The 20,864-nt window shown below is 35.2% G+C and carries 22 protein-coding genes; 2 read left to right on the forward strand and 20 right to left on the reverse strand.

Annotated elements, in window-relative coordinates; genetic code table 11:
* Positions 1–119 precede the first annotated feature (119 nt).
* Entirely contained in the window at positions 120–539 is a 420-nt protein-coding gene (locus CSE16_RS09830; RefSeq protein WP_099423735.1) for a RusA family crossover junction endodeoxyribonuclease, read from the reverse strand.
* 133 nt (positions 540–672) lie between these two features.
* Complete coding sequence (locus CSE16_RS09835) at positions 673–924, reverse strand: hypothetical protein (RefSeq protein WP_099423736.1); 252 nt, start codon at positions 922–924, stop codon at positions 673–675.
* 465 nt (positions 925–1,389) lie between these two features.
* Between CSE16_RS09835 and CSE16_RS09840 the strand changes: the two genes are divergently transcribed.
* Positions 1,390–1,905 carry a tyrosine-type recombinase/integrase gene (locus CSE16_RS09840; protein ID WP_099423737.1) on the forward strand — a complete coding sequence of 172 codons (516 nt, stop codon included), beginning with the start codon at positions 1,390–1,392 and terminating at the stop codon, positions 1,903–1,905.
* Positions 1,906–2,288: 383 nt separating this feature from the next.
* Here CSE16_RS09840 and CSE16_RS09850 read toward each other — a convergent pair whose 3' ends face one another.
* The 5 genes from CSE16_RS09850 to CSE16_RS09870 form a co-directional block, all read right to left on the reverse strand.
* Entirely contained in the window at positions 2,289–3,230 is a 942-nt protein-coding gene (locus tag CSE16_RS09850; protein ID WP_099423738.1) for a DUF3307 domain-containing protein, read from the reverse strand.
* A gap of 1 nt (position 3,231) precedes the next feature.
* Positions 3,232–3,984 (reverse strand): hypothetical protein, encoded by a 753-nt coding sequence (locus tag CSE16_RS09855; protein WP_099423739.1) that lies wholly within the window; start codon positions 3,982–3,984, stop codon positions 3,232–3,234.
* Between the two features lie 280 nt (positions 3,985–4,264).
* On the reverse strand, positions 4,265–4,687 hold the full coding sequence (locus tag CSE16_RS09860; RefSeq protein ID WP_099423740.1) for an ester cyclase: 423 nt from the start codon (positions 4,685–4,687) through the stop codon (positions 4,265–4,267).
* Between the two features lie 767 nt (positions 4,688–5,454).
* The gene (locus tag CSE16_RS09865; protein ID WP_099423741.1) at positions 5,455–6,108 is read right to left on the reverse strand and encodes an ABC-2 transporter permease; all 654 of its coding nucleotides are present in this window, start codon (positions 6,106–6,108) and stop codon (positions 5,455–5,457) included.
* Positions 6,109–6,960, reverse strand: coding sequence for an ABC transporter ATP-binding protein (locus CSE16_RS09870; protein ID WP_099423742.1), 852 nt, complete (start codon positions 6,958–6,960; stop codon positions 6,109–6,111).
* A gap of 422 nt (positions 6,961–7,382) precedes the next feature.
* On the opposite strand from CSE16_RS09870, the gene CSE16_RS09875 reads away from it, so the two are divergent.
* On the forward strand, positions 7,383–8,669 hold the full coding sequence (locus CSE16_RS09875; RefSeq protein WP_099423743.1) for a helix-turn-helix domain-containing protein: 1,287 nt from the start codon (positions 7,383–7,385) through the stop codon (positions 8,667–8,669).
* Between the two features lie 229 nt (positions 8,670–8,898).
* On the opposite strand, the gene CSE16_RS09880 is transcribed toward CSE16_RS09875, so the two are convergent.
* The 13 genes from CSE16_RS09880 to CSE16_RS09940 all read right to left on the reverse strand — a co-directional run bounded on the left by CSE16_RS09880 (position 8,899) and on the right by CSE16_RS09940 (position 20,612).
* The gene (locus CSE16_RS09880) at positions 8,899–9,738 is read right to left on the reverse strand and encodes a 3-hydroxyacyl-CoA dehydrogenase NAD-binding domain-containing protein (protein WP_099423744.1); all 840 of its coding nucleotides are present in this window, start codon (positions 9,736–9,738) and stop codon (positions 8,899–8,901) included.
* 15 nt (positions 9,739–9,753) lie between these two features.
* Entirely contained in the window at positions 9,754–10,950 is a 1,197-nt protein-coding gene (locus CSE16_RS09885; protein ID WP_099423745.1) for an acetyl-CoA C-acetyltransferase, read from the reverse strand.
* 97 nt (positions 10,951–11,047) lie between these two features.
* A complete protein-coding gene (locus CSE16_RS09890) occupies positions 11,048–12,550 on the reverse strand; it encodes a class I adenylate-forming enzyme family protein (RefSeq protein ID WP_099423746.1) in 1,503 nt (500 codons plus the stop codon).
* A gap of 13 nt (positions 12,551–12,563) precedes the next feature.
* Complete coding sequence (locus tag CSE16_RS09895) at positions 12,564–13,148, reverse strand: TetR/AcrR family transcriptional regulator (RefSeq protein WP_099423747.1); 585 nt, start codon at positions 13,146–13,148, stop codon at positions 12,564–12,566.
* Positions 13,149–13,157: 9 nt separating this feature from the next.
* Positions 13,158–14,306, reverse strand: a complete 1,149-nt coding sequence (locus CSE16_RS09900; protein WP_099423748.1) for an acyl-CoA dehydrogenase family protein — start codon at positions 14,304–14,306, stop codon at positions 13,158–13,160.
* A 538-nt stretch (positions 14,307–14,844) separates the two neighbouring features.
* Positions 14,845–15,432, reverse strand: a complete 588-nt coding sequence (locus CSE16_RS09905; RefSeq protein ID WP_099423749.1) for a helix-turn-helix domain-containing protein — start codon at positions 15,430–15,432, stop codon at positions 14,845–14,847.
* A 304-nt stretch (positions 15,433–15,736) separates the two neighbouring features.
* Positions 15,737–15,967, reverse strand: coding sequence for a hypothetical protein (locus CSE16_RS09910; RefSeq protein ID WP_099425803.1), 231 nt, complete (start codon positions 15,965–15,967; stop codon positions 15,737–15,739).
* Positions 15,968–16,286: 319 nt separating this feature from the next.
* Complete coding sequence (locus CSE16_RS09915) at positions 16,287–16,568, reverse strand: hypothetical protein (RefSeq protein ID WP_099423750.1); 282 nt, start codon at positions 16,566–16,568, stop codon at positions 16,287–16,289.
* A gap of 539 nt (positions 16,569–17,107) precedes the next feature.
* Positions 17,108–17,668 carry a GNAT family N-acetyltransferase gene (locus tag CSE16_RS09920; protein ID WP_099423751.1) on the reverse strand — a complete coding sequence of 187 codons (561 nt, stop codon included), beginning with the start codon at positions 17,666–17,668 and terminating at the stop codon, positions 17,108–17,110.
* Positions 17,669–18,005: 337 nt separating this feature from the next.
* A complete protein-coding gene (locus CSE16_RS09925; protein ID WP_099423752.1) occupies positions 18,006–18,395 on the reverse strand; it encodes a hypothetical protein in 390 nt (129 codons plus the stop codon).
* Positions 18,396–18,555: 160 nt separating this feature from the next.
* Positions 18,556–19,011: a hypothetical protein gene (locus tag CSE16_RS09930; RefSeq protein ID WP_099423753.1), complete on the reverse strand. Its 456-nt coding sequence runs from the start codon at positions 19,009–19,011 to the stop codon at positions 18,556–18,558.
* A gap of 216 nt (positions 19,012–19,227) precedes the next feature.
* Complete coding sequence (locus CSE16_RS09935; RefSeq protein ID WP_099423754.1) at positions 19,228–20,115, reverse strand: anti-sigma-V factor RsiV; 888 nt, start codon at positions 20,113–20,115, stop codon at positions 19,228–19,230.
* Positions 20,116–20,117: 2 nt separating this feature from the next.
* Positions 20,118–20,612 carry an RNA polymerase sigma factor SigV gene (locus CSE16_RS09940; RefSeq protein ID WP_099423755.1) on the reverse strand — a complete coding sequence of 165 codons (495 nt, stop codon included), beginning with the start codon at positions 20,610–20,612 and terminating at the stop codon, positions 20,118–20,120.
* Positions 20,613–20,864: the final 252 nt, after the last annotated feature.

The raw sequence follows: 20,864 nt of genomic DNA on the forward strand, positions 1-20,864 counted from the left end.
TTCACTTGTTAGAAAATGAATTATTAACTGCTTTCCTGTTCCACCAGCAACTTGAATATAACAACTACCATTTAATTTTTTTGTGCAGTAAGAATTTATTTTTTACTGCACAATTTCTTTCAATTGCTTAGTACCTTAACCTTCACCTCTGCACGTGGCTGCATCCCATAAAATTTACGGACCACCATCTCAACGATCTGCGCATCATCATTCCAAATAATTTTGCTGAACCCATCTTTAATGCCCTTAACCAAATTATCTAAATCTGGCTTAGTCGTCGGTCTTAATTCCCCACTCGCAATATGCGCCAGTTTTGGTTTTGTATGGTACTTTTTCGGTGGAATGATAAATACATCCACTTCAAGTCGTATCGATTCCTGTATAGGCTCCAATGGCTTATTTTGCCATGCTACGAGCTTGACCAACTCTTTATAATTACGAGACTTGGGAGCGTCGTGTGTTCTGACACCCTTACCCATTCTCGAAAACCTCGGCCTTTCCTGTGCTTGAACTGGACCTGGTACTGTAAATTGAATCATTGCCCTAAACCTCCTACGCCACCCGAATACCATTTTTATTAAGGGCTACTAACTTATATCCCTCGCACTTCAACTGTTTAATTTCTAGTGCTGTAACATTCCCACGAATACTAACACGTCTTTATCTACAAGTTTACATAGCTCTGTGTACTGCATCAGCACTATCCTCAACCTTATAAATCCCTTCAACATAAAACGGCACGTCACCTTGCAAATGGATCCGTAAATTATGTTGCTCGTAATTACATCTATAATTATGGGTATCAACATCTGCTTTTTGTTCGATACCCTTAAATTCATATACATGTCCCTCGAACTCAATTAATCTTGCTGGTGCACGATAGTTGTCATAAATAGCTGTTTTGCTCTCATACGTAGGTGTCATCCCTATTCCTCCCTTTTCTCCGCAATCCCGGCATTTATCAAATTTTGAAGATAGCGCAATTGCTAAGTTGCATAATATGCATCTGTGCAACCCAAAATTCGTGTATGTACATCCACCAATGCTTCAAACAGAAATACATAATCGCTGATTAAATCACTGATTGCTTGATCTACTTGTTGCTTGGTCATGCTCCACCTAATTTTCAACTTTTGCTCGTTCTGCTTCAAAATCGAAGTGAGGCCAACCGTTTTGCTGCCGAACTATTAATTTCTGATGATAGTTTAATTGAATGCCATTAAAACGAAACCCAATAACTGAATTGAATTTTGATGAAGCGGAAGAAATTGAACGTGATTAGTTTTATTCAGAAGAAGAGTTAAATGAATTTTTAAGTAGCTATTAAGAAAAACGACTCCCCTACTCGCATTGCGCTATTTACTTTACTTGCAATGACCGAAATGAGACGTGGTGAAGCAATGGGCCTCTATTTTTTCTGATATTGATTTAGTGAATAAGACAATTTCAATTACAAAAACACGTGATAGACATGGTGAACGTAATCCGAAAACCAAACGTAGTATTCTTAAAGTGCATATTTACGATGTACTCGCAGCTGAATTAAAGACTTATTATAACTGGACCGTTAAGGAAAAATGGAAGCGTAATTTCGAACCTAAAAATGATGATGTAGTGTTTATTACAGTGAGGGGTTTACAGCCAATTGCGGATAGCTATACAAAAGATGCTATGAGGTATATATCAGATAAGTATAAAGTTAGGCGAATTAAAACACATGGATTACGTCATACGTTTGCATCCATTTTGTTATCAAGAAATGTCTCATTAATCACTGTGGCTGAAATGCTTGGAGATCATCCTAATACGGTGAATAATATTTATGCTCACTCACTTGTCAAGAAAGAAACCGAAGCGAGTGAATTATTAAATTTAATTGTCACTAAAAAGGAACAAATTATGTGATTTTGCTCCATTTGGGGTCCCTATTGGGGTCCATGAACAATTTAGAGCCTAGAAACCCTTTAATACCAAGGGTTCTAGGCTCTGTTCACACCAAATCAAATAATTCGCATGGTACACGATGCCAATTTGATCCGTCTCCGCATAACCGATGTACTGTTGTTTCTGACACAAACATTTCTTTCAGCTTTAGATGCTATTATAACGCTAAATCCATTGGTATGTAAGGGTTTGTTGGAAATTGTTTTTTGGGAATAATATTAGGTCGAGGGGTGGCGTAAAGTAAATGATGTATATAAATATTTCGTAAATTTGGAGCCTCAATCCAGTAGACGTGTTGGAGCAATAAATTTAACTATTTACAGCACTATAGATCAAATTTTTAATTATCCCCATATAAAATTCATTACAAATCCAGCTGTAATTCCTAATATTACGCTTAGCATTGTACCAATTAAGTAGTACTCAGAAAAACTTTTATCATCAAATTGTTTGAATCTAGTTAATGCCTTCATTGCAATTAAAAATCCAATGCTTGATAAATTATTTGACACACAAAGTATTAAAATTAAATTTCTTTCTAAAACTCCAATCCACATACCAGCCTTTGGAGGCGAATCACTTATAAACGAAATTTTCTTATTCAATTTCACATCATCTTCAGCTTTCGTAACATACTTATCTAATTGAGTTTCTATATTTAATTCACTAAATCCTTCATATCTCAAGTTAGTATTACTAGAAGTGAAGCTTCCCTCAATAGAAGTTTCGATTATCTTATTTGTCGGTCTAAATTCAGATAACATCTTCCCTATAAGATGTCCAAAAAAATATGTATTTGTTAATAAAATAATTAACGTACCAATAATTTTTGTTTGGAAATTTAATTCAATAGTCTCACGGGCTGTCACAAAATCAATTAATTTATTCGGTAAACTATTATAATCTTCAAACAGAAGAATCGCGAATGCCACAATACTAAAAATATGGATTAATTGGTCTGAAATATACAATAAAGTGAGTCGCATTGATATTTGATGTGGGCTTAAATTACTACATTTTACAATACGATTATTTAACTTTTCTTTAATTAAATCGGTTAGTAGGTGTAGTAAACAAATAATAAATAGATAGAAAATAATTATTACATTGAATTCAATCAAACCTAAAAAAATACTCACTATTACTAATACTACATATGTTATTAAATGTATACCGACATGTTGAAATACCCCCATAGTCCCACTTTGCTTTTTCTTAACTAAACGATCAGACTGTAACGGATAATCAGCTATTAAATGTCCTAATATGAATAGTAATATTAACATTTTAGTACTCCTGACCAAATCTAAATAGTTTAATGTTCCTTTTTAATTCCTCTTCCAACTTTTCTTGAACTGTATTTTTATTATTACTATCTATTCTAGATTGTGTTTCTTTTAAAGTCAGTAAGTTATAAAGCGTTTCCGCAGCTTCTAGTATTAAATCTGTCTTTCCAGCTGTATAATGACCAGAAATTGTAGAAGTAGATTTTCCTACCCGAGCTGCAATTATTTTTTGTGATCGCATAAGACTAAATAAACCTAGAATTTCTCTTTGCTTGGCTGTTTGCTCTAAAATTACTGCACTTTGAAATTGCAATAAAATATTAATTAATTCAATTTCACCAATCTCATTATTGTTTAATGGGCTAAATTCAATTAACTTCTTACGATTTTTATTTTCTTTTATTTTATCATTTGCCATTCTTGCATTTTTAATTAAAATATTGTTCCAGGTTTCAATATTTATATGATTTATATTCTCTTCAATCATTCCACAAGAAACTCCGAAATAAGGCATATTATCTTGGTATTTCCAATTGTAGATGATATAGTTAGCTATCATAAGTGCACTAGAATAACCTTCGACCAGACATATTATTTCATCGCCCATTCTATGTTTAACTGCTATTTTCCTTGTACTATTAGTATTCGCTAAAACATTTTGCCATTTTGTAAGATATTCACTTAATTCTAGTCCATTATTAAATTTACTAGAATCTGTAACATCTAATATAAATACAGAGACTGCGTTTTGCACGAATGACACCCCCTTTCAATTTTGGTTTATATTAAATGATAACTTAGAAATTCGGCTAATCAACCGTACTTTTATTATTTCGCTTAAAAAGCCGAATTTACGGGAATCCGTATTAAGAGCCGTATTATCTATAAACTACTGCCCATCCACTATCTTTCGCACATTCCCATATTTTATACAATCTGTTTACTTTCTTTTAATGTTATCATCAATTGCAGGTTTTCCACCAACATTGTCTTTTTGCGAGCTCCTACTAATTTTACATTCAATCGTTATTGGATTATTGACTTTTATTACGGTTGAGTTGTTTTTCAATACCCTCACGATCAATTTGAATCCAATATTCTGCTATTTTACCATCTTCAATTCTATAAACTGCACTTGCTATTTCAATAACCGGAAGGCTTGTTGGCTGATATCCATCGACTTCTCCAACATGCGTACCAACTTGTTTCCAGCGTACATATACTTTATTACCTTGTCCCATAAACTCTTGGATTTCTAATGAAAATTTGCCATATACCTCGATCATTTCTTTTACGTGATCAGCATAATCTTTTGGCGTTCTTTTAACTGTTAATTCCTCTTCAGAAATTACTTGATGCGCCAATACTTGGTCTGCCATTAATTCAGTTGCGTAATCTGGATTATTCCCTGAACGTACTTCTTCAAAAAATTTCTTAACAATTTGTTCTGGTGTCATTTAAATCCTCCGCTCTATATTTATACATTTTGGGAAGGATAACAATATCCCCCGTACTTAATAATAATTCGAGAGGTAAGAAAATGGAATGATTTTTTACATCTCTCTCAAAACCAAACAAAACTTTGCGCTCCATTGTTTGTGTAAAGCGGCTCACGTTATTAAATGTGTTTTAGTGTTTGAATCAATATGCATCAGAATTTTGATTGAGAAATTTGTTTTTTTTTCTTAAAGAGGAAAAAATTTTAACTAAAATCATCAGAAATAGACCTAGATAAAGTAGACTTGTTCCTAAGGGATAGTTTATTGCGTATTCTTTTTGAATTTCCAATAGCTCTGGACTACTTATAAAATCAAGATCTTGAATAGGTATAAGAATTACCTGACATAAATATTAGATTACTATGAAAAAAACTTATACTTAAAAGTGTTACCTTATTGAAAAAAATCCGCATAATGTCCCCCATTTTTTCCGTTATTTCTTATTTAGACGTTTTCACTCAAAAAATGCTGTTCGATAGCAAAAAGAAAAATGTCCGCCATGACTGCAATAAACAATACTGACGGACTTTGAATTTATTTAGTTACAGAATGATGAGTAATGATTAGATTAAACGGTGCTGTTACTACATCCACTGCCCCACCACTGTTAAAAATCCGCGCTGTGAGACGCATCGAGAATCTACTTTGCGGGTAGTTACCCGTGTCGATTGCACCCACAGTCCAGTTGTGAAAGGCATAAAAAAAAGGGTTCAATTGAAAATAAGTTAAAATTCTTTCTTATGATATATAAATGCTGCAATGAAATAAGAAATAATGTATATGATAGCTCCCAATATTAGATATATAATCGGAACGTATAAAGATGGATTAATATTTAAATTTGACAGTGGTAATTGTTCTATTAAATAGCCAACTACGCTTTGTAATCCAATAGTAGCAAAAAGTCCCCCCATTCCACTTCCAAGTACAATAGCATCCGACTTTTCTGGCCCAAAAATATAGAGGAGTGGAAAAACTATCGCACCAGCAAAGAGAACTACGAAAGTCCCAAAAGAGACAATACTAAATATGCCATCGATTGATGTAATTGAAACTAGATCATATATATAGAAAATGCCATATGATAATATAGCTCCGATAAATGCAATTAAAAAATAGAAAAGGTAGTGACTTTGTACAATATTTCTTCTACTAACAGGTAAAGTAAGTACGTACTTGTCATAACCAGACCTAGCCTCAAGTTTTATAACTTCAGTTGCAGGTAAAGTCATTAACAAGATAATAAGCATAGCAGCCATTCCATGTATTGAAGAGTCTCCAAAATAAAGAAGTATCCCAGACACCAATATAGTTAGTCCTGTGTACGCAAAAATGCTTCGATAAACTAGGTAATAGTTTGTCAATAATAGACCGGTCATTTATTTTTCACTCCTGCTTAAGAAGACACTAAGTTCTTCCATTGAGATAGTTTGAGCAGCCATTCCATTTGGCAATTTCTTTTTATCTGATACAAGTACACTAAAATAAGAATCATACTTCCTTTTGGCCACAAATATTTCTTTGTTGAGTAACGTTAATTGTTCCACATCAATATCTACAACAGCATAATTTTCATAAAACTTATCTTTTTCTTCATTTAATAAAATTTCACCATCTTTTATAAAGACAATGTGGCTAGCTATTTTCTCGACATCACTCATGATATGAGATGAAAGTAATATACCGCCGTTACTTTTACTCACAAAACTTTTTAATTCATCTAACAAATCCTCCCTTGATGAGGGATCAAGGCCTCCCGTCGCCTCATCTAGGAGTAATAATTTTGCATTATGCGACAATGCAACAGATACAGACAGTTTCATTGACATCCCACGTGAGAATTTATTTACTTTTTTATCTATCGGTAAAGAGAAAGCATTAACTAATCGATAAAAATTGGCTTGATCCCAAGAGTCAAAAAGTTTTTTAAAAACTTTATTTAGTTGTTTTATTGTAAGATGAGCCGGTAAATTCATAGCATCAAATACGACGCCAATATTTTCTTTAATCTTGACGTATTTATTTATATTTTCTTCACCAAATATTTTTACTGTACCGCCATCTTTAGAAATTAATCCTAGTACTGTTTTAAATGTTGTTGATTTACCTGCCCCATTATCACCAATAAACCCAACAATTGATCCATAAGGCACATTGAACGTAACGTCTTTTAAGACAACTTTGTCACCAAATGATTTGCTAATATTTTCAATCTCAATAAGGTTTGACATCATTTCACTCCTATATTAATAGTTATAGCTCTTTCCAGAAGAAATTCGAATTGATCCGAAGCCTCTATAATACCTTCTTACAATTTATCAAGGTTTACACTTTGGCCTCCTCATCTATAAATATTAGAGTCGTTCAGACTAAGTCGCCTACTAACGAATCATTCATTGGAGCCGGCCAGACTAAACCATTAGGATCAACTGTACCTAAAAATACAAAATCATTTGACGTTAGAAGAGTGAACAAAGATAATAATACTAACATCTTGTTCATTTTATGTCACCTTTAAACGATAGTAATATTAACCTTTCCGTTAATTACTAACATTATCTGGTTATTTTTTGGTGATGTCAATTTATATTTTTGGATTTTTTTAGGTTTTTTTGTATATTTTATAAGCAAATGATTTTTCGGGAGGAAAACTATGGATATTGGTCATAAAATTAAACTTCGTAGAAAGGAATTAGGCTTAACACAAGCTGATTTAGCTGAACCTGAATTTACACGAGGGTTTATTAGTCAAATTGAGAATGACATTACAAAGCCACCGCTTAAAACGTTAGAAATTATTGCGACAAAGCTTGCTGTCTCAATCAACTATCTTATTGGGGGAGAAAGTGAAGACTCTGTAGAATTTACTACGCACCATAAAGTATCGGAAAAGATTAAAATTGCGAAAAGGCTCATTAACCTTCGCAAATATGGAGATGCATCTTCAATCATCGAAAAAATCGAGAAAGTAGGCAATCAAGATTTTATGGGAGATATTTTAGCATTAAAGGGTGAGGTTTTTTATGAACAACAACAATACCTGGATGCGATTGACTTACTGAAACAATCGTTAATTTATCTTCATCCACATGATCCAATCGCCAAAATCGACATTTATGTAAAGCTTGCTGACAGTTATATGAATGGTCAAAAATATGATGAAGCGATTGACTATGGCTTCTATGGCTTATCGATTATTAAAAGTAATCATCATGAGGAGCGATTATTCGAATTAAAGCTTCTCAACATACTAGGTTATTGTCATTGTCGAAGAGGTGAATATAAGCAGGGAATCCGTTATGTAGAGGAGGCTCTTTCTCTTTCAGACGCAATCCAAATTCATTACAATTACGGTGCACTTAAAATGTTACGTGGCCTAGCCCATACGTATTTGAAGGATTATGAAAAAGGGATTCGCTATACGAAAGAAGCCCTTCATTTTTTCAAAAGTACAAACGCTATCCAAGAAATTGTCGGTTGCTTAACCAATTTAGGAATCCTTTATAAATATACGTATGATTACGAGCAAGCGATCCATTTCTTAAAAGAAAGTTTAATCGCAGCAGAAGAAGCACATTTACACTATCATAAGCAAAATAGCTTATATGAGCTTGCCGACACATTCCTAGTAGCTCATCAATATGAAGAAGCCCTTTCCCTTGTTGAAGAGAATTTACAGCTTATTCAAGAGAAACGGTTACGCGGTAAGACTTTCTATATTTTAGGTTCCGCACATGCTTCATTATCAAATTGGGCTGAAGCGATAACGTATACGCGACAAGCGCTCAAATTATTTGAAGAGCATGATATGAAGCGTTGGCAAGCAAAATCGTTAACGAAACTAGCGGAAATCTATTACTTACAAGGGGAACATCAAGCGTCTCATATCCATTATCAAAAATCCCTTGATATTTATGAGTCACTGATGGAAGCTGAATAACTTTTATTAGAAACAAAGAACCTCGATATCCTTTTTTCTATGAATTATGATTCTACTTAAGTCAATATTTCGGACAAGGAATAAGAGGCATTTAAGGTAATAAATTTAACGGTATTAGTCGATAATTTTGTTCAATATGAATAATTCAGCATATAAAAAGCTTATTGGAAACGGCAGCGCCCTGTCCAATAAGCTAAATGTTTTGTTTTCAAATTATGCGTCTTCTACACTAAGTATAGCGATAAAACCCTTGCCCTGTTTTTCGCCCATAATGCCCTGCACGAACTAGCTTTTTCAACGACTGTGGAATGCGATATTTCGAATCACCGGTTTCATTTAAAAGCGTTTCTTGAACATAAAGCAACGTATCCAAACCAATCATATCCGCAAGCTTTAACGGACCAATGGGTTGATTTGTTCCTAAAACCATTCCTTTATCAATATCTTCTGCGGTTGCAATACCTTCATCTAAAACAAAAATTGCCTCACTAATCATCGGTATAAGAATGCGATTGACAACGAATAATGGTGCATCTGTCACGGTAATGCTTTCTTTTCCTATTTGAGCAGTTAATTGTTGGACAAAGGCGACCGTTTCATCCGAAGTTGCCTCCCCTCGAATCACTTCAACAAGCTTCATGACAGGGACTGGATTGAAAAAATGCATGCCGCACACACGATCAGGACGCTTTGTTGCAGCTGCAATTTCTGTGATAGAATAACTGGAAGTATTGGAGGCAAAAATAGTCTTTTGCTCACAAATTTCATCCAACTCTTTGAAAATGGATTTTTTCATTTCCATATTTTCAATAATGGCCTCTACAATCAAATCCGCATCTGCTAATAATGCCTTATCCGAAGTAAATTGGATACGTTGGAGAATTTCATTTCCGTTACGCGTGCTGTCGTGTTTTTTTAGCACTCTTTCAATATTAATAGCAATAACTTCACGCGCTTTCACTAGTGCCTCCTCATTAAGGTCACTAAGTATGACATCATATCCTGCCATGGCAAATGTTTGGGCAATGCCGTTTCCCATAATGCCTGAACCGATAACTCCTACCTTCATCCTTTTTCACCCGCCTTAATTTGATTCGTTTTCTACGTGTTCAATGACCACTGCAATTCCTTGTCCACCACCGATACATAGACTCGCGACTGCATATTTTCCGTTACGACGTTTTAATTCATAGGCAGCTGACAATAATACGCGTGCGCCACTTGCACCTACAGGATGTCCGAGTGCAATGGCACCACCGTGTATATTTGTTTTGGTACGATTTAACCCAAGCTCTTTTTCAACTGCTAAAAATTGCGCCGCAAACGCTTCATTCACTTCAAATACATCAATATCATCAATTGTAAGGTTCGCTCGTTCTAATGCTTGCTTGATTGCCGGTACCGGTCCAATCCCCATAATTGTTGGATCGACGCCAACTACTCCCCAAGAAACAATCCGCGCTAATGGTTTTAATCCGTGATTTTTCACGGCATCTTCTCCTGCAATGATAAAAGATGCCGCGCCATCATTAATTCCAGAGGCATTACCAGCTGTCACGGTTCCATCTTGTTTAAATGCAGGACGAAGCTTGGCCATTCCTTCTGCATGTACTTGCGGTTTAATATGTTCATCTTTGTCTATGATAATCGTACCTTTTCGTGTTTTTACTTCTACTGGGACAATTTCTTCAGCAAATATTCCGTCTTGCTGAGCCTGTGCAGCTCGTTGATTGGATTCAATGGCAAACGCATCTTGTTCTTCACGCGATATCTCGTACTGCTCAGCTAATTTTTCTGCCGTAAGCCCCATACCGCTTCCTGTATAACAATCGGTTAACGTCGCTTGCAGCATGTCTTGAAATTTCAGTGTACCCATTTTTGCTCCACCGAATCGTTGCTCAAAGTTTGCATACGGGGATTGTGACATATTTTCTGCCCCACCCGCTAACACAATTTGTGCTTCTCCAAGCAAGATATGCTGTGCGCCAGTTACAATGGCTTGCAAACCTGATCCACATAATCGATTCAGCGTTAAGGCCGGGACTTCTTGTGGAACACCCGCATGAAGTCCGATGTGGCGCGAAAGATACGATGCATTCTCACTACTATGAATGACATTTCCGTAAACGACATGATCTACCTGATTCGGCTCTACATTTGCACGCTTCATCGCTTCAATCGCTGTCGCTGCTCCGAGTTCCGTTGCACCTAAACCTGCAAAAGATCCTCCAAATGCTGTAAATGCTGTTCTTGCTCCATCAATAATGTATACGTTTTTCATAATTCAACTTCTCCTCCTTCTTCGGATTTTCTGGCCAACATGACTTGGTTACTATTAAAATTGACTTTTCTACTTAATGAAGATAGTTAGCTTATCCTCACACACCTACATCCACTTTAGGGCCCAATGTATGCTTCAACACTTTACCAGAAGCATTTCTCGGTAATTCATTCAGGAATTCTACTTCCAATGGCACTTTATATTTCGCGAGCTGTGTTGCCAGGTAGTCCTTCACTTGCGCTTCTGTCATCGTTTTCCCTTCTTTTACAACGGCGAAAGCTTTTGGTACTTCTCCGTAGACGGGATGAGGCACGCCGACTACTGCCGCTTCTAATAGTTCAGGAATTTGATAGAGCACTTCTTCCACTTCAACTGGGTAAACATTTTCTCCGCCTCGAATAATCATATCTTTTTTGCGGTCTACAATATACAGAAGCCCATCCTCGTCGAATCGCCCTAAATCGCCTGAATAGAGCCAACCATCTTTTATTGCGCGAGCTGTTTCTTCTTCATTTTTTAAATAGCCTTTCATGACTTGAGGGCCTTTTACGACAATTTCTCCAACTTGTCCAGCAGGTAGTGAATTGCCGTATTCATCGACGATTCGTATTTCCGTTTGTGGTAGTGGTTCACCAACTGATCCGATTTTATGAAGGGCAAGATGGTCTTTAAGTGAGGAAGCGGCAGGTGCATTTTCCGTTTGACCATATAAGTTTTGTACCTTTATATTCGGGAATGTTTCTTTTAATTTCTTCAAAATTTCGTAGGGCATAGGTGCCGCTCCGTAACCGAATAAACGCAGTGTTAGAAGCTCAATTTCCTTTATATGTGGCAAATTCAACATAATCGTATACATTGCTGGAACACCGAAGAACATGGTCGGCTTTGCATTTTGTAAAAGTGCTAATGTTTTGTCAGTAGAGAACGTCTCTTCAATAATGATCGTTCCACCTTTATACGTAACTGGGACAACGAAAACATGCGCTGCTGCACAATGGAATAATGGTGTGGATACAAGCATGCGGTCATTTTCTGTAATATCCATTACCTCTGACCAAATTTCTCCTGCCGCAATGATATTTCGATGCGTCAACATAACCCCTTTAGGCTTCCCGGTTGTTCCAGATGTGTACATAATAACGGACGTATCATGCTCACCTAATGGCACAGGTGATAAGTGGAGTGATTCATCATCGAGAATCTTACCGAGCTGATTTTCGCCTCCGATTGCTAGCTTTTCATGGAAGACATATTTCGTCGCGTCAATGACGTTTTCAATACGTATATCATAAATAAGCGACTTTGCTTCTGAATGATTGAAAATATATTCCACTTCAGGAACAGCGAGCTTCGTATTTACGGGCATAACAGAAAATCCACCTAATTGAAGACCGAAGTAGCACACTAAAAATACATCGGTGTTTAATGAATAAAGCGCAATGATATCGCCCTTTTCATAGCCATTCGATTGAAAGTAAGCCGCAACTCGTTTCGCCTTTTCATAAAATTCATGATAGGTCCACTCACGTCCGTTATAAGAAGTAAACACTTTGTTTGGTTGACTTTGAGCATAATTGCCGAATAATTCCGGTAGTAACATATCGATCGCCCCTTTATTTCAATAATTTAATAATGTAGTCTGCAAAATGCTGTTTGAGCTCTTCCTTTGCCATTCTCCCATTTGGGCTATACCATTGTTGAATCCAATTCATTGCACCAAGTATGATCATTCGGACTATAATCGGCTCCTTCACATGAAATTCCCCTGTTGTGAAGCCTTTTTCAATTACTTTGTCAAATAGACTAGAATAATGCTTTCGTAATTTCAGCACTGGTTCGATTTGTTCGGGATTAAACATTTGTTTCGGCTCGATAATCATGTTAAAGGTTTCTTTTTCCTCCACTGCATAGTTGATATGTGTGGCGACCATTTTTCGAAGAATTTCTTCCGCGGTGCCCTCTCCTTGTAACTCCTCCTCAAGCTCTTGCGTTGCTTGCGCGAGCACAAGTTTATGACATTGGTACATTAAATCGCCTTTATTTTTAAAGTAATAATATAAAGAACCTTTCGTCATCAACATCTCTGCCGCAATTTCTTCCATTGTTGCGCCATCATAACCTCTCCGATTAACGATCGTAATTGCGGATAATAAGATTTGTTCTTTCTTCTTTAGTATTTTTTTCTCAGAGAGTTTCATTTTAGCCTCCTACGACAGTATTTTTTTGGCGATAATTCCTTTCATAATTTCGGTTGTCCCAGCGTAAATGGACGTCACCGAAATGTCACGATATCTACGAGCAATTTCATATTCCTCCATATAGCCATAGCCACCATGAAGTTGAAGACATTCCGCAGCTACTCGTTTTGCCATTTCACTAATCCACCACTTTGCCATCGATACTTCTTTGACGATATCATCGCCATGCATATGTTTTTCGGTCAAGGTATTCACATAGTTTCGTCCCATGTCAATCTCTGTTGCCATTTCAGCAAGTTTAAACTGAGTATTTTGGAAATCGGCAATTCGGCTGCCGAAAGCTTTACGTTCTTTCACATAATCTATTGTCAGTTTCAGCATTTCTTCTGCTTCTACTTGAACTTGAAGTGCTACGACAAGGCGCTCTTGCTGCAGCTTTTCCATTAAATAATAAAATCCTTTACCTTCTTCACCAAGTAGGTTTTCAACAGGTACTTTTACGTCCTCAAAAATTAGCTCTGCTGTATCACCAGAATGCATGCCGATTTTATTTAACTTTTTCCCCCGTTTGAACCCCTTTGTTCCATTTTCAACGATTAGTAAACTAATTCCGCGATACGCGGGTTGTGCATGAGTATCTGTTTTACAAACTACAACGACGTAATCTGCATGGACGCCATTTGTAATAAACGTTTTCTCTCCGTTTAAAATATAGTATTCACCGTCTTTACGCGCAGTAGTTTTTATGCCGGCTAAGTCTGAACCAGCGCCAGGCTCAGTCATGGCGATTGCGGAAATATATTCACCAGTAGCGCTTTTTGGAAGCCACTTTTGTTTTTGTTGCTCTGTCCCATACGTCGCGATGTAAGGGCTTACAATATCGGAATGCAAACAGATTCCACTCGCTAAACCCACCCCTACTTTTTCTAATTCTTCGGTTAAAATCATAGAGTAAGAGAAATCAAGCTCCAAGCCACCATACTGTTCTTCCACCCATGGAAGTAAGAAACCATTTTCGCCTAGCTTTAACCAAAATTCACGTGGAATATCACGTTCTTCTTCCCATTTTTCGTAATACGGATACGCTTCTTTCTGGAGCATTTTTCTAAGTGCTTCTCTAAACATTTCATGTTCTTTTGTTAAAAAAGTAGCTTTCATGTGTTTTTATTCCTCCTTAAGGTATAAAATTTGTTTTCTGTATATTCTGAATTAAGTTTCATTTTAGCGGTCTAAATTCTAAATTGCAATGTTTTTTTAAACGGCGTTCAATTTTTAATTTATGTTCAAACTTTGAATATCATTCATTATGAAAGTTTGAACATAAAAAATATGTATTCTATTTGGTAGAAAAGGCTGTGATAGTGTGAAATGGATGGAATGAAATTAATAAGAGGGGTTTAAATGACGGATCATGAATCACTTGAAATGTTATAAAAAAATGGAACGAACGGAGTCCCAACTTGAAGTATTACATTACAAGTTTTGATGAATTCAGAGATAATAGCAGAAAAAAGCGATATGTTTGGTAGTTTTAAACAAACTGAACAAAAGCAAGAACAAATAATTGATTTATTTTCAATACGTTCTCTATTGACCAAGAAGCCGAGTTACGCTACCTAAAACAATAAATGCATATACGAAAAAAGGACATGCTGCGCTCCATGTCCTTTTTGTTTTAACATTTAATGGTCAAATTTTATCTAATATACTGATAAAACAACCCGTCATTCGTATCGTACCATAGAATTTGGCCGTGTTTTTTCTTTGGCAGTCTTACGTTCAAACTCCATTCAGGGAATAGTTTGATTAATTGGATTTGTTCACCCGTTGCAAATGCTACAAACGAAATATAATGCGCCTTTGTCATTGGGTGTTCGCTGGAAATAGACCATTCATTGTCAATTTCTACAATGCTTAATTTTTCAGTGTCTGTAGCTTTTTTTGCTTCAAGTGGTTCAAGTTTACGACCGCAACATGAAATAGTGAAATTCCCTGTTGCAAGCCCAATGTTCGTACAATTTGGACAAACATAATAAAGTGACTTTTTCATATTTCCTCCTACCATTTCATTTAATGTGATTTCCCCAACTAATAAATATTCAATGGGTACTTCTAGGAGGGTTGATAATTGCGGGAGTAGTGAAATGTCTGGACATCCGGAACCGCGCTCCCATTTTGAGATGGTGCGGTCTGAAAGAAGCATTTCATCAGCTAATTGTTTTTGTGTCAGCCCTTTTTCCTTCCGCAGTTGATAGATGAGCTGACCAATTTTTTCATTATCCATGTGTAATCCCTCCTCCTACTTTATAATAATGTGCATTGATGTCCTTTACAACAAACGCTCCGTAGAGTTTGTGAATCCCCAAAATAATTTAAAGAAATGTAGCTTTTGAATAAAGTTCGATAAAAAGTAAGTTACAAACGCTAATTTTATATAGAAAGAAACCAACCGTTTTGAAACAAAATTTGATCAAAACAGTTGGTTCTTTATTTATCTAGTTTGGTTTTTATAATAAAGGTTGATTATTTCAGGATACGTAACTTCAATTAAAGCACCCCGTTTGTTTAAGTACATTTGAAACCAACAGTTATCCAAAGTTATTATGAAAACACCAAACAACAAGAATCATACTAACTATTCCCCAAGCTGTGGCACTCAATATCCACCAAATTATGGATTTATCTTTTGTTGAACTTTCCTCTCCTTCCATATTTACTGTTATAAAAGCGAGCTTACTTTCCATACCTTTTTTCATAGAAGTGAGAACAACAAATCCGATTATTATGAAAGCAATTGTTATCCAGAGTAATAAGTCCACCATTTATACCTCCTTTTTTTGTGAATTACTTTCCTTCCAATCTTCTTTATTCAATTATCCTGCTTCTTTAGTTTAATAAGAAAAAATGCTTTACTCCTTCTTGAAGTAAAGCACCCCGTTAGTTGAATAAGGATTATATAAAATAATATCTTGTGATTTAACCAAACATTTAAATCAACTTTCCCTTGAACTGACAATAAACGATATAAGTACCGATAAGGCTCCCTACATTTTGTTAAATCTGGAATTCCCGTAACCTTTTCATAACCAGATTTAAACTCCTTTGCCGATTTTTCATCTAGAACGTATAATGCAACCTTTACTTGAAATATGCTCTATATGCTGTGATAAAATCTTTTGGTGAAGATTTCACGATATACGTATATACACCTTGTAGCGTATGTAAATAGAGAATACCACCTTGATTTGCAATTTCTCGATAAGAAAAATCCATCACAACCTTAATCGGAAACTCTCTATTCTGTGTAACGACCTTATCATTGTATAAGTAAATGATTCGGTCATGCTCAATTTCAAACTGTTCAATACTTGTCACTTTTCTTTCTATTTTTATATAAGGATGTTGCGCTATCAAGCTCATATAATCCTCCTAAAACAAAGACTTCTTATTATTATATTATCACAATTCATGTTGTCTATTTGTTTTAATTCCTCTTAAACGTGTAGGCCTTCCCAATGATGAAACATCCTGAATATTTAACCACAGTTTATAATCCGCGAATACTCCAGATCCTCGACCTTCTTTAATCGACTTCTCAACTTTAGATGTCCTAGTTCTTTTAGAAATAAAAACACTCCTTTAGATTATAGTAATCCAAAGGAGTAAAACGGTATAACTTTATTTAAAACGGTACATCTTTTTTAAAAACAGTAAAACTTCATTTAAAATCTACACAAATACTAGTTTTTCCTTATTAAACTAACCTGCTGCTTTAGTTCAATAAGAAAAAAGAGCTGCATTTGCAACTCAATGTTATTCAAGTAAAGCCCCCGTTAGTTGAAGAACAGAGCTACCAAAACAAGGTTTGGGGACATACTGATCATAAGCAGCCAAAACAAAACACCTAATTCAATTGAATTGGGTGTTTTGTTACCTAACTTTGATTTGGGAACGATTATTTATCTTTCAATGTATTCCATATGCAATGCATTATTTTCCCATTCTTCTCTTAAAATACCCATACGAATTGAATCGTAATAAAAACCTTCGTGATAGCGAACTTTACGAATACGTGCTTCGATTTGCATACCTAGTTTTTCACCAACACGAATCATTCTTTCGTTCCCAGACCAAGTTGTAAAGCCAACACGAACTAAAGGTATAGTTGAAAATAGATGAATTATCCATAAATTTAATGCACGTGTACCAATGCCTTTTCCCCATGAGCCTGCTTCATGTAATATTATTCCCATTTCAAGCCATTTAGACGGCTCATGCTCCCAATAATAAGAAACAATACCTCGGACAATTCCACTCACTTCAATCACCCAATAGCTTTCATCACCAATCCATTCATCTTTTGATAACAGAAAATCTTCATATGATTTGGAGTGATGGGGAAAATATGGGGCATCCCATTTTTTCCATTCTGGTTTTTCATCTTTATAAATGAGCTCCCATAAGCGAAATAAATCTTCTTCTACTATTGGTCGAATCGTCAATTCTTTGTCTGAATACATCATTTATCCTCTTTTCAATTGTTTTAGTTTCATTGAGATTGAAAAGAGAAAAATATATCTACTTTTCAATCACCTTTGTTACCTGTTTCATATTAATCAATCCTTTCTAAAATAAAGTTATCCTTATTTTATCACAATTTACATAAATTGAATATTTTTAGCAATTATGTAGACTAAAAAACTTCCCAAAGCGCCGTTTCAGGACATACTATTAATAAGCAGCCAAAAGCAAACACCCCACTCACACTAGAATGGGGTGTATTGTTACCTAACTTTCATTTGGGAACGTTATTTAAAATTATTTTGAATGTATCATTGAGAAATGCAAAGTGGATTTTTAGTGGTACTTTTGCCAAGAACCTTCAAGTTGAATTATTTCTCCACCTTTTTTAACACGATAAACAACACCTCTATTTGGTGTAGATTTATTACTTACATAAAAATCACCTAATTGAATGACATTATCGTAATCCCTTGATTCAATATAAAACTCTTCAGTAGGATATGTGTTCTGTAAATATTCTTCTAATCCATCATAACGTTGTGCATGAATATTTGAGCGTATAGTAGGATAAATTGCGAAAAAAACAATATAACTTCCGACAATTATACTAACAATAATTCGTGCCAACTTTCTTCTTTTTCGAAAAATTATTAATGTAATAACAACCGCTATTAACACAATAATTGCAATACCTATTAGAAATAATAAATCTACTGGATGCAAAAAATCCCCCTCCAACCTCAATGCCAATTAAACACTCGTAGTTGTATTTAATTTTATTATCTTTCCCAAAGCGGTGTCTGGTAACGATTTTTGCTTAATGATTGTTAATCAGGATAAACTCTTATCGCTTTCTGCTCAAAGTAAAATTAGTTTTTGGTTTTCATATCCCACAATGATATATATAATAATTGCCCTCAGACAGTTGTTTGGATATAGAACTGAATTTTTCAAATTTTGCTATCGCATAGTCTCTATCGAAACGCACTAATTCATCCTCGGAGTAATTATGGTAATAAATCATTTTTAGGATTTCTTTTGGACCATTTTTTAATAAATCACTCCAAGCAGTAAAAATAGAAATAAGGGAAGCAGCCGAATGTTCATCAAATAGGGTAACGCCAATGTTATTAAAGCCTATGTGTTTAGGCATTCCAGGCAAGCTAGGGTTCCTGCATGGAATCCATGTAAGTGAATCATAAATATATTCAACTATGTTATCTTCAAGTCCAATGTATTCAACAATTAAATCTTTGTAATGCTCTTTATCTCTCCAAAAATATTTAAAAAAATCTTCATTTTGTGTTTCGGTCTTTTTTATTAAATAAAAATCATGCATAAATACCCTCCATATGAATTAAAACCATTTAATGTAATTAATAACCATCTTATCATATACTGTTCATTCATTTGTTTTAAATATTTATCCTCGCTTTAATAAAGTATTCTGCTTCGTTATTTGAATTAAATAAAGCCCCCAAACCATCGTTTGGGGACCATTTGAAATCCTTGTTGCATTAAAGCCCCGTTAGTTGAATAAGGCTCTGCTCTCGGACTATTTGATATACGTATTGCTTTCAAGATCATCTTTAATGACCTCAGTAGGAATTATGAACTCCAAAGCGCCCATTGCCCCTGGTGCTACTTCGTATTTGTCAAAGCAAATGACTAACTTACCCTCGTTATTGATGTAGAAACTTTGATTTCTATCGACATTTACAAAAGATACCTCTTCAGGCTTTTCAACAATCCCCGCTACCCAGTAGTAATTACTGCTATCTTTCTTATAATTTGCGATCATTTGCTCACGGATATTGTTGCTGATGTTATAAATGTAGTTATCATCTTTGAAAAGACTTGGTAATGTAATTAAAAGTTCGTTCTTCTTATCTATCGTATCGAATTGTCTTGCGGAGTAACCATTTGATGTGCTGACTTCATAACGCTCGATAGAAAGGATTTGATCGTTGTCGGTCTTCACTTCATAACCCCCTTCGACTCCAATATGCCCTCCGCCCATGCTCTCAACATATTTCATAGCTTCCTTGAAGGCTTCATATTGTGCTTGGGCTTCAACCATATATTTTTTATTCAAGCTTGCTTCAAATTCAGTGTTCTCCAATCCTTGTATAGCCGGTACTTTGATATCTGCTTTATATGTTTCTTTATCTTCTTTAAATTCGTGGAAGGAAACAACTTTTGCTAGACTACCAATGACAGGCACGTCTTTTACTGAAGCCGCAAAGGATTCACTCGTGTTCACACCTAATACAAAAATTAGTGCTGCTGCCGCTACTCCTCCAGTAATTTTTTTAGGCAATTTTTTATGATTTTTATTGTTCTTCATTCCTTGTTTTATTGCATGCCTAACAACAAAATCTAATTCTTCTGGAATAGGAATATTGTCATTTTCTTTTTTCATTTGTTTTAATTTATCATCCATTATTAATAATTCTCCTCAATCATATCGATGCGTAATATTTGTAACGCTTTGTACAACCTTGTTTTAACAGTACTGACATTTTCGTTTAAGATCTCAGCAATTTCACCTAGTTTGAAGTCTTCGATGTATCGGAGTATAATCACGCTACGGTACTGCTCGGGTAGCGCATTGATTGCTGTATTTAAATCAACATTTTCATAATTATCCATCATTCCTGTATCTAAGTTAGATAGTATCTCGTCATCTATAACCATTAGTTTTTTCTGTTTCCGAAGCAGGTCAAGGGCCGTATTCACGACAATTCGATAGAACCATGTTCTGATATACTCAGGATTTTTTAATGAATTCTTATTAGAGAACGCTTTATTAATGGCATCATGCACCACATCAAGTGCATCTTCCCGATTTTGTACATATTGGTAAGCCAGTCTGTAGTACTTTTCTTGATTCTGCATCACAAAATCTGCGATGTTTGTCCCTAAATCTGTTTTGTTCATCTTTTACAACTTCTCCTTAAGGTGAAAATTCATTATAAGTGCACTCTATAAGTTTGACGTACAGCTAATCTAAAAAGTTTGCTAACACAAATAAAATATAACAATTCAATTAATCTTCTTTTATTACGTTACTGATAATGTAAGATTAACAACAAAACAAGTAAACTATCTAGATGTCGATAAAATTTTCACACTTCACAAAAAGTCGTTCTTATTAAACTAACCTGCTTCGTTAGTTTAATAAGAAAAAGG

It is taken from the genome of Solibacillus sp. R5-41 (genome assembly GCF_002736105.1).
In the GTDB taxonomy this organism is placed as follows: domain Bacteria; phylum Bacillota; class Bacilli; order Bacillales_A; family Planococcaceae; genus Solibacillus.

Bases quoted from the DNA above. Each gene is read 5' to 3' on its own strand.
- CSE16_RS09830 (WP_099423735.1), bottom strand. From the start codon at position 539: ATGATTCAATTTACAGTACCAGGTCCAGTTCAAGCACAGGAAAGGCCG.
- CSE16_RS09835 (WP_099423736.1), bottom strand. From the start codon at position 924: ATGACACCTACGTATGAGAGCAAAACAGCTATTTATGACAACTATCGT.
- CSE16_RS09850 (WP_099423738.1), bottom strand. From the start codon at position 3,230: ATGTTAATATTACTATTCATATTAGGACATTTAATAGCTGATTATCCG.
- CSE16_RS09860 (WP_099423740.1), bottom strand. From the start codon at position 4,687: ATGACACCAGAACAAATTGTTAAGAAATTTTTTGAAGAAGTACGTTCA.
- CSE16_RS09865 (WP_099423741.1), bottom strand. From the start codon at position 6,108: ATGACCGGTCTATTATTGACAAACTATTACCTAGTTTATCGAAGCATT.
- CSE16_RS09870 (WP_099423742.1), bottom strand. From the start codon at position 6,960: ATGTCAAACCTTATTGAGATTGAAAATATTAGCAAATCATTTGGTGAC.
- CSE16_RS09875 (WP_099423743.1), top strand. From the start codon at position 7,383: ATGGATATTGGTCATAAAATTAAACTTCGTAGAAAGGAATTAGGCTTA.
- CSE16_RS09880 (WP_099423744.1), bottom strand. From the start codon at position 9,738: ATGAAGGTAGGAGTTATCGGTTCAGGCATTATGGGAAACGGCATTGCC.
- CSE16_RS09885 (WP_099423745.1), bottom strand. From the start codon at position 10,950: ATGAAAAACGTATACATTATTGATGGAGCAAGAACAGCATTTACAGCA.
- CSE16_RS09890 (WP_099423746.1), bottom strand. From the start codon at position 12,550: ATGTTACTACCGGAATTATTCGGCAATTATGCTCAAAGTCAACCAAAC.
- CSE16_RS09895 (WP_099423747.1), bottom strand. From the start codon at position 13,148: ATGAAACTCTCTGAGAAAAAAATACTAAAGAAGAAAGAACAAATCTTA.
- CSE16_RS09900 (WP_099423748.1), bottom strand. From the start codon at position 14,306: ATGAAAGCTACTTTTTTAACAAAAGAACATGAAATGTTTAGAGAAGCA.
- CSE16_RS09905 (WP_099423749.1), bottom strand. From the start codon at position 15,432: ATGGATAATGAAAAAATTGGTCAGCTCATCTATCAACTGCGGAAGGAA.
- CSE16_RS09915 (WP_099423750.1), bottom strand. From the start codon at position 16,568: ATGAGCTTGATAGCGCAACATCCTTATATAAAAATAGAAAGAAAAGTG.
- CSE16_RS09920 (WP_099423751.1), bottom strand. From the start codon at position 17,668: ATGTATTCAGACAAAGAATTGACGATTCGACCAATAGTAGAAGAAGAT.
- CSE16_RS09930 (WP_099423753.1), bottom strand. From the start codon at position 19,011: ATGCATGATTTTTATTTAATAAAAAAGACCGAAACACAAAATGAAGAT.
- CSE16_RS09935 (WP_099423754.1), bottom strand. From the start codon at position 20,115: ATGGATGATAAATTAAAACAAATGAAAAAAGAAAATGACAATATTCCT.
- CSE16_RS09940 (WP_099423755.1), bottom strand. From the start codon at position 20,612: ATGAACAAAACAGATTTAGGGACAAACATCGCAGATTTTGTGATGCAG.